The organism is uncultured Photobacterium sp. (genome assembly GCF_947502415.1).
Lineage (GTDB): Bacteria > Pseudomonadota > Gammaproteobacteria > Enterobacterales > Vibrionaceae > Photobacterium.
Genome location: NZ_CANMZV010000049.1, coordinates 1 through 7,417, shown reverse-complemented (window position 1 = coordinate 7,417; position 7,417 = coordinate 1). Strand labels below are relative to the sequence as shown.

General features: G+C 43.5%; 12 protein-coding genes. 3 read left to right on the top strand and 9 right to left on the bottom strand.

Going from position 1 to position 7,417, the window contains the following annotated elements; genetic code table 11:
• A partial coding sequence (locus Q0852_RS23100; RefSeq protein ID WP_299022652.1) for a type II toxin-antitoxin system RelE/ParE family toxin occupies nucleotides 1-265 on the bottom strand: 265 nt, incomplete at its 3' end.
• A gap of 783 nt (nucleotides 266-1,048) precedes the next feature.
• Between Q0852_RS23100 and Q0852_RS23095 the strand changes: the two genes are divergently transcribed.
• From Q0852_RS23095 to Q0852_RS23085, 3 genes are all read left to right on the top strand, one after another.
• On the top strand, nucleotides 1,049-1,267 hold the full coding sequence (locus tag Q0852_RS23095) for a hypothetical protein (protein WP_299022649.1): 219 nt from the start codon (nucleotides 1,049-1,051) through the stop codon (nucleotides 1,265-1,267).
• Nucleotides 1,268-1,418: 151 nt separating this feature from the next.
• Nucleotides 1,419-2,144: a site-specific integrase gene (locus Q0852_RS23090; RefSeq protein ID WP_299022648.1), complete on the top strand. Its 726-nt coding sequence runs from the start codon at nucleotides 1,419-1,421 to the stop codon at nucleotides 2,142-2,144.
• Nucleotides 2,141-2,794, top strand: coding sequence for a hypothetical protein (locus Q0852_RS23085; protein WP_299022646.1), 654 nt, complete (start codon nucleotides 2,141-2,143; stop codon nucleotides 2,792-2,794). Before Q0852_RS23090 ends, Q0852_RS23085 begins: the two co-directional genes overlap by 4 nt.
• A gap of 36 nt (nucleotides 2,795-2,830) precedes the next feature.
• Here Q0852_RS23085 and Q0852_RS23080 read toward each other — a convergent pair whose 3' ends face one another.
• From Q0852_RS23080 to Q0852_RS23045, 8 genes are all read right to left on the bottom strand, one after another.
• Nucleotides 2,831-3,811: a replication initiation protein gene (locus tag Q0852_RS23080; RefSeq protein ID WP_299022644.1), complete on the bottom strand. Its 981-nt coding sequence runs from the start codon at nucleotides 3,809-3,811 to the stop codon at nucleotides 2,831-2,833.
• Between the two features lie 194 nt (nucleotides 3,812-4,005).
• Entirely contained in the window at nucleotides 4,006-4,404 is a 399-nt protein-coding gene (locus Q0852_RS23075) for a hypothetical protein (protein WP_299022641.1), read from the bottom strand.
• Nucleotides 4,405-4,523: 119 nt separating this feature from the next.
• Nucleotides 4,524-4,673, bottom strand: coding sequence for a hypothetical protein (locus Q0852_RS23070; protein WP_299022639.1), 150 nt, complete (start codon nucleotides 4,671-4,673; stop codon nucleotides 4,524-4,526).
• Between the two features lie 208 nt (nucleotides 4,674-4,881).
• A complete protein-coding gene (locus Q0852_RS23065; protein WP_299022636.1) occupies nucleotides 4,882-5,394 on the bottom strand; it encodes an ImmA/IrrE family metallo-endopeptidase in 513 nt (170 codons plus the stop codon).
• Between the two features lie 5 nt (nucleotides 5,395-5,399).
• A complete protein-coding gene (locus Q0852_RS23060; RefSeq protein ID WP_299022633.1) occupies nucleotides 5,400-5,753 on the bottom strand; it encodes a helix-turn-helix transcriptional regulator in 354 nt (117 codons plus the stop codon).
• 233 nt (nucleotides 5,754-5,986) lie between these two features.
• Nucleotides 5,987-6,256: a hypothetical protein gene (locus Q0852_RS23055; protein ID WP_299022630.1), complete on the bottom strand. Its 270-nt coding sequence runs from the start codon at nucleotides 6,254-6,256 to the stop codon at nucleotides 5,987-5,989.
• A gap of 756 nt (nucleotides 6,257-7,012) precedes the next feature.
• A complete protein-coding gene (locus Q0852_RS23050) occupies nucleotides 7,013-7,288 on the bottom strand; it encodes a helix-turn-helix domain-containing protein (RefSeq protein ID WP_107291809.1) in 276 nt (91 codons plus the stop codon).
• A partial coding sequence (locus Q0852_RS23045) for a type II toxin-antitoxin system RelE/ParE family toxin (protein ID WP_367278184.1) occupies nucleotides 7,285-7,417 on the bottom strand: 133 nt, incomplete at its 5' end. The genes Q0852_RS23050 and Q0852_RS23045, both read right to left, overlap by 4 nt.

Sequence of the window (7,417 nt, the reverse complement as noted above, 5' to 3'; positions counted from 1 at the left end):
TCTTTTGTGATTTTTTCACAAAAGCTCGAAGCACATGAATATTCTGACCTTTCAAGTAACAAAACAGCCCTCGCCCAATTCCCTCTTTAGCTTTGGCTCTTATTTCAAATAAACCGTCACCCATTGGTTCAGTATGTGGTGGTCCTAAATTCGCACCATGCTCTTCCATCAACTCCAATAACCGAATCATTCGAGCTTGAATTTTAGGGGGCATCGACAAAATTTCGTCCTCAACCCCCTCATAAAAATCAACTTTCCAAGCCATTTCGCCATCTTTTCAACTTATCATATATGATAAGTTTACTCTTAATAATTGGATAATCCAATAAACACTCGTCGGCTTGGACTTGGCGAACCGGCTCCGCCGATCAGTTCGCCAGGTTCAAGCTGGCCGACAAGCGAAGCGCGTCAGATTTTCACATGTAAAAATTTGGGGGCCTACCGCCCCCATCCCCCTGTCAAATTCACTCAACGAGACACGCTCACTCTCCCCGCCGGAGGCGCTGGAGAGTCGAGTGATGCGTGCCTCATTTCGCAAATTTCGTTCGCTGCTCGAACGCTATGTTAGAAAGTTAAAACTTCCTGAACATAGCGTTCTCACTAGGCCAAAGCGTTTACACGCAAACCTTATACGCAACTTGATTCATTTCATATGCTTTGATATAAAAATAGAACTTATAGCCCGTCGTTGCTTAAACGATGTTCATCTTTGCCCCGACCTAGAACTAAAAAGAGGTCGAGTTCTGTAAGTCCAATTTTTGGCAGGAAATCTGTACCTCACAGACCAGTGAGAGTTACGAAAGTAAACCTGAAGCTCAACTGACAAAAATGAGTCGTGATTGCACGTTACAGCAACGCTTTCTTTCAAGCGAGATTGAAGGAGTGTCGTACTTACACACTGAGAGAAGTCGCCTAATCCATCGACACGGATTCGCCAGGTCAGAACGGTCAAGCCTGAGTGCGTTAACTCAAACAATGTGGCGAACAGGCATTAAATTGTCGCTGAACTCTTAGGAGTCAGTAGTTCTTACAATGAAGGGTGGACGATATGAGTAATTTCGATGCAGAAGCCGAACTCAAATCAATACGGGAGGAGGCAAAGAAAATCCGCAAACCCCGCATATCAAAGCTTAAACGCTATGAATCCCAACTGCTCCAAATGCATCACGCCGGCGCCAGACCCATCGAGCTTCAACGCTGGCTCAAAAAACAGCGTATGAAAGTTGCCCTCTCTACAATCACACGATGGTTAGAGAAAAATGGGTAAGTTCGCCAGCCCTGCCAAACAAGCCGCCTCGGTTTTAAAAGCCCTGCAAGGCGATAAAATTCAATCCGTCGGCAGTGTCAGAAACTACGAAGAAGCCCTTAAACACATAGCGGAATACGCTAAAAATGAACTTCGTTGTTCATTACGGGACATGACCCCCTCTCAGGCGATCCTATATCTCGAGTACCGAGGCCAGGATCACGGCCAGTCCTCTCTCAATATGTCCAAACAAGCACTGCAGCACATGATGCAAAGCGTCACGCACCAGCTAGCCCCCAATGAAAAACTCCCCACTATCACCTCTGAACGCGATGAAGCCTTAAATTCGAGGGCATACAGCAGCGAACATTTGAAAATGGTGATGGATTGTCAGCGTGAAAACAATGCATTCAGTACAGCAATCAGTGAAGCGGCAGGTCTGAGGGCCCACGAACTCTTTACGATACGTCCTTTGGCCGCACGTGCCCCCTCAGACCGCCCTGCGTTAGAGACCAAGTTCCTGGGACGTGAAGGACATGCCTATACCGTACACGGAAAGGGAGGGCTGATCAGAGAAATCCGCCTACCCAACGAGCTGGCCGAACGACTTGAAGAAAAGCGACTGCCTGAACCTCGAACGATTACAGACAGGGGAGTTAACTACCAACAATTCTACGACCTGAATGGTGGCAACCGATGGTCGAGCTCTTTTTCAACCGCATCAAACCGGGCGTTAGGATGGAGCACCGGTGCACACGGTGTTCGTCATTCCTATGCACAGAGCAGAATGCGTGAATTACAAGTCAGTCACGGGTTAGACCGACACACCGCATTAGAGACCGTATCACAGGAAATGGGGCATTTCAGACCCTCAATCACCGAGGTTTATCTACGATGATTTTTCTAGTTGGCGTCATCATCTTAAGCGTACTGATTTGGTACGGCTACAACACATTCACAATGTTCAGTGGAAACATCGAAAACGAATATATCTACCGAGTCATTAACGGCCAGGGCGAAATCCTCAGCCACGGTTGGGGAAACATTTGGCATTACACAATCTCGATTCTATTGCTGGTTGGGGTAGCAATAACAGCATTGGTTCTGAGCTATTGCCTGTTCAAGTGGGTTGCTGTAATGACAGATAGCGAACTACAAAATCAGCGAAAAGCCGCTGAACAAGCGAAACAAAAAGCCATAGAAGATCAGGATTACTACCAAAGTGAAGCCGAACGAGTAACCAAAAACATTAAAACCTATGCCCAAGAAAAAATAGAATCAGCCTATCAAGACCAACTTAGCATCGTTCAAAACGAACTCTCCGAAAGACAGAACGACATAGAACAAAGAGAACAAGAGGTCTCAGCTCGGGAACATGAGGCCCAGGAACTCAAACAACAAGCTGAACAAGAAGTGGAATTCTACCGCTCAGAATATCAACGTTTAAAAACAGAATTAGACGACCGTGAAAAACAGACAACCCACAGTCGAAATAACGCAATTGCTGCAATGAACCGCAGAAGGTACAAGAAAGCAAAACAGCCCTAAAAAGGGCTGTTATCTGATAAGGCTGCTTGTTTTGGATCACTCATTTGAAATTAGACGAAGCCAGCGACTAACTGTAGCCGAACCAATCCCTAAATCCTCGGCGATCGCTCGGTTGTTATAGCCCTGCGCTTTCAACTCTAAGACCTGAGGGAGCAAGGCTTTCTTATCAGGACGACCTCCACCTTTAGACACCGTACCGCCTAAAGAACCAGCTTTTGCTTTGTTCTCTCTCGAACCTTTTGCCCCTTTCACAGCCTGGCTCTTACGAAATCCTTCCGGTGTGAAATGCTTGTACGTCCAGTTCGCTATCGACTTCGATATTGATTTCACCTCAGACACAGGAAGAGGTTGATTAAATTGGCCGTTCAGCGCTTCAACACGTTCATACACGGCGCTGTTCCATACCCGCTTATAGTTCGGTGCCCAGTAATCCCTAATCGCCCTGTATGCCCATTTACGGACAGATTCGAACAACTCACAGTTGCGTCCTAAACCAACCGACTCAATACCGCGTAACGGATGGCCTCGCAAATCAAGGTGATCTGCCAACTCATCCAGCGTGTACTCGTATTCCGTCCAAAACTCATTCTGCCAATGCGGATGCATCGGGTTTTTCGTCAACAAGCCAGCAAACCCACGATCCGCTTTCAGGCACTCAATCATGGCTGATTGGATCGCTGCGGCGTATTTAATTGGCTCGATATTGGCAATATCTGACGTGCAAAATGGGATTTTCAAACGATAGGCGATATGTCCGTGTCCGTTTTTGGGGTTCTTACTTGTCCAGTAAGGCGCAGGAAGATTGGCATCGTACCAGGCCAACACAGCACCATTACGGTCAATATCAAACACCAGGTATGTGACCATACTGGGCTGATTGACCTGGAGGTACTTTTTCTTAACTGCTGTTTTCTTCGGACGAATGTAGGTAACACCGAGTTCATCCGTGCAATACGGCTTATTCGGGAGTGACTCGAACAAATCGAGCTGAAAGGCGTTTGAATGTTCAGTTTTCACACATAACTGCGCTTATGGCGGTCATGTGTGGATTGTGTTTGGTGATCCATGTGTTAAAATTACCTCAGCATTTATGCTAAACCCTGAACTCTCATAATCTCCCGCCAAGTTGATTAGATGAGATTCGGGGTTTTGTTTTTTCTGGGGCTTATCTTACCCCTCGACTTATAACTTCGCAATTTAACAGCGCTTTTCTAAACACCTTCTTTGAGCATCGCTTCAATCTCATCCCAGTAGCGACGAACTGAATCCTTAGAGACCCCTGAACGTTCAGAAAACCTAGCCTTCGGATAACGCTCACCTAGAAGCTGTGACTTTTCATCTGCACTCATTCCTGAAATTACCGAGTCAATTTTCACCCTAGTTTCTGCCGCCCGTTTCTCATTTGCTGCATTTGGTACTGCTCGTTCTTGAGTTTTAGGTTTAGGTTTGTTGGGCTTGATGCCACCAAGGCGCATCTCGCATGCCTCCTTAATCCAACCACCAAGGCTCTGCCCCTCTTCCAGTTGAGCCTCGATTTCTTCTCGCAACGCCCAAGGGAGGCGGAGCTGGAACTGACATGATGTCGTTGTAACTGTACGCTTAGTTGTCATTAGATACATCCACATATGTGTAATTACACTTACATTGACACATACTGATAAAAACTTCAAAGAAACAGCGTTAATAACATAAAAAAAAGAGCCTGATTAATACAGGCTCTAATTCATAATTAACACCTAACTAAAAAAGCCCAAGCTTCATAGCCATACTCATGCGCATCGAGAACTTTTTGAGAGTTTCCTCGCACTTTACGATAACGACAAAAAATCCAACGAAAACCCGCAGGTGCTTGTTTATTAGTGATTTTCTTTAATGACATGCATAGTTCACCTCCTTACCAAAGGGGGATTTTGAACCTTGCGTCTAAAGAGAGTAGGTGCTAACCTAAACTTGTTCATTCAATAGTACGCTAGGTGATGATGCCCCTTGGTTCATCATCTTTTTTGTTGTCTTTTTTTGGCGATTAAGACAACAAGTGTTACTGATTTACGCACAACATGTTTTGGCGAATATGCTGTGATGTAAACCTAAAGCTTAGATATTCTTACCTGAGCTGCATGGTGAGTGACGCCAAATTTTTTAACAAGTTCTTTGGCGTCATCTCCCTTCTCTATATGTCGTGAATCCATTAAGAATTCAGAAGCAAATGTATCAGCTTGCCATTCGCTATCTTCAAATATTTTATGCTCGCCCCTAGCAAAGCTTGGCTTTTGATCCTTATGTAAAATCAAATGACCGAACTCATGAGCTAATGTAAAAATACTATGCCCACACCCATTAGATGCAGATTCATAAATCGAATTTTTAACCTGGATAAAATTTCTATCTGGATAAGCTATGGCTTCTTCACAACCAGAAAACTCGTGATCCTCAATAATTTCAATCTCTATTTCATCCAAAGATTGTAATGTTTCTAATAAAGCAACAATATTCACTTTAGCTTGCCTTATACCAAGGCCATCTCTAGCTTCTTGGGCAATCTTTCGAATACTATCTTTACTTTGTGGATCTACCTTTGTGCCGAGTTTTCTTTTATACATTCAGCTTACTCTCCTAGCATTTTCATAACCTTTTTTCGATCTTCTTCAGATAGCGATTCATATCTTCTGGCAAAAGACATAACAACCTCTCGATCTTCATTAGACTTTCCTACAAGATCAATCTTTACCGATGGCTGAGACCTCATAGCCAATTCTTTTAGCTTATCTTGCTGCTCTTTATTTAAAGAAAAAGCAGAACAAATTTTATTAATCACTGCATCAGAAATAGATTTTTTACCTAGTTCCAATGAAGATAAGTATGCCGAACTAACATTAAGAGTTTCTGCCATCTCCTTAAGCAACATTTCCTTTTCTATTCTCAATTTTCTGAGATATTTCCCAAATGCTGTGGCTTTCATACTCATACCCACCATGTCACATTACAACAATGTGTGAGCAAACAATCTCTCACTGTACTCTTTAAGTATAAACCAATTTTTGGTTTATTGCAATACACCTCTACAGGTTTCCCCGAGAAACCTAAATAGTGAGAATTGAAATACCAGGTATACATATCTACTTAATAATGAACAGAAGACAAGAAAGGCCGCCTCGGGCGACCTCTTAGAGCTGCGGATTACGGGAGTTATGCTTAATCCTGATGTGAGCCATTCATCGCATTCAAAATACAATCTGTATATTCCGATAAATTTTGCATGTGTTGTTCTAGGGCATAGCTCCCCTTAGTACCAGTTCCTCCAGTAGAGTAAGATGCACTAACATCAGCTTTAATTAACTCTAGAGCTGAAACAACCGCTCGTTGGCGTTTTAGCGTATCACTTGCTAGAGAAAAGTAAGTTTGGCCTTCTGCTGCGCCTTTGACCATCAAAACATCTTGGAAGCTAATAATTTCTTTTGACATTTAATCACCCAATATGAATTACATTACACATTATACGTGCGGGCGAAGAACTATAGTTTCAAGGTACGTAAAGTGCCTGTTACGTTAAATCATCGACGAACGGGCGTGATCGTGTAACGCCTCGATGAAGACAAGTTTCACACTGTGAAACAAAAAAGGCCGCCATTGGCGACCTCTCTGCGATTCGGTTTACGGGAATTACGTTAAATAAGTAAACAGAGTTTTGAATAAGGCTCTAGAATTTCATATTGGTAGCTAGCCATCAATTAGCCCTAATCAATGCGATGGGATCTCGCCAAAGAAGTGAATAGGATTCCGGTATAATTCACTTCTTCCTCGAAAAAAAAAGCCGCTAGACAAAGCGGCATGATCGAAAATCACCATAGAAAAGGAATGCGTCTGGCTAGCTATAATGACTGCACAATCTAAATCGCATCAAACAATGCGTAAGAAGCCTACCTACCGTAATCAATTCAATTAGAATAAAGTAACTAAATCGTATCCCTCTATAATATCTCTCAGTTTCTGGTTCTGTCCGGTGCGCTAAGTGCCTCTTATGTTAAATACGCCAGTTTGGCACTAAAAACAGCCCTTCCAGCTCCTCAGCAGCCCATAGGCGGCATTTTAGATAGATGATCAAGGCGACATGCTTCCGTTAGCGATTGAAAGTTTGTGACGGTTTGAGGGCAATTTACAGGGTGTTTTTAGACGGGTTTATTTCAAACAAAAAACGGGGCCAAAGCCCCGTTTTCGCAGTTAAGCATGCTTAAATCCAAGATCTAACTTAAAGCCACATGCTTTGGCGTAGCTTACTAGCGTTCTTAAACTAGGATTCGATTTACCAGATTCTAGACGAGATACATTAGGCGCCTTTGTCCCCATTCGTAAGGCCACCTCATCTTGAGTTAATCCAGATTTCTCTCTCATCGAGATTAAGGTACTAATGAGCTCAAACTCAGGTGCTAATTCTTCGTATGCCTGTTTAACTTCAGGTTTACTCAGTGCCTTGGCCTTCAATGTAGATAAACTCATAATTTCACCTCTTTCATTCGCTCTTTCGCAAGATCAATTTCTCTCTTTGGCGTCTTTTGTGATTTTTTCACAAAAGCTCGAAGCACATGAATATTCTGACCTTTCAAGTAACAAAACAGCCCTCGCCCA

Bases quoted from the DNA above. Each gene is read 5' to 3' on its own strand.
- Q0852_RS23095 (WP_299022649.1), top strand. From the start codon at position 1,049: ATGAGTAATTTCGATGCAGAAGCCGAACTCAAATCAATACGGGAGGAG.
- Q0852_RS23090 (WP_299022648.1), top strand. From the start codon at position 1,419: ATGACCCCCTCTCAGGCGATCCTATATCTCGAGTACCGAGGCCAGGAT.
- Q0852_RS23085 (WP_299022646.1), top strand. From the start codon at position 2,141: ATGATTTTTCTAGTTGGCGTCATCATCTTAAGCGTACTGATTTGGTAC.
- Q0852_RS23075 (WP_299022641.1), bottom strand. From the start codon at position 4,404: ATGACAACTAAGCGTACAGTTACAACGACATCATGTCAGTTCCAGCTC.
- Q0852_RS23070 (WP_299022639.1), bottom strand. From the start codon at position 4,673: ATGTCATTAAAGAAAATCACTAATAAACAAGCACCTGCGGGTTTTCGT.
- Q0852_RS23065 (WP_299022636.1), bottom strand. From the start codon at position 5,394: ATGTATAAAAGAAAACTCGGCACAAAGGTAGATCCACAAAGTAAAGAT.
- Q0852_RS23060 (WP_299022633.1), bottom strand. From the start codon at position 5,753: ATGAAAGCCACAGCATTTGGGAAATATCTCAGAAAATTGAGAATAGAA.
- Q0852_RS23055 (WP_299022630.1), bottom strand. From the start codon at position 6,256: ATGTCAAAAGAAATTATTAGCTTCCAAGATGTTTTGATGGTCAAAGGC.
- Q0852_RS23050 (WP_107291809.1), bottom strand. From the start codon at position 7,288: ATGAGTTTATCTACATTGAAGGCCAAGGCACTGAGTAAACCTGAAGTT.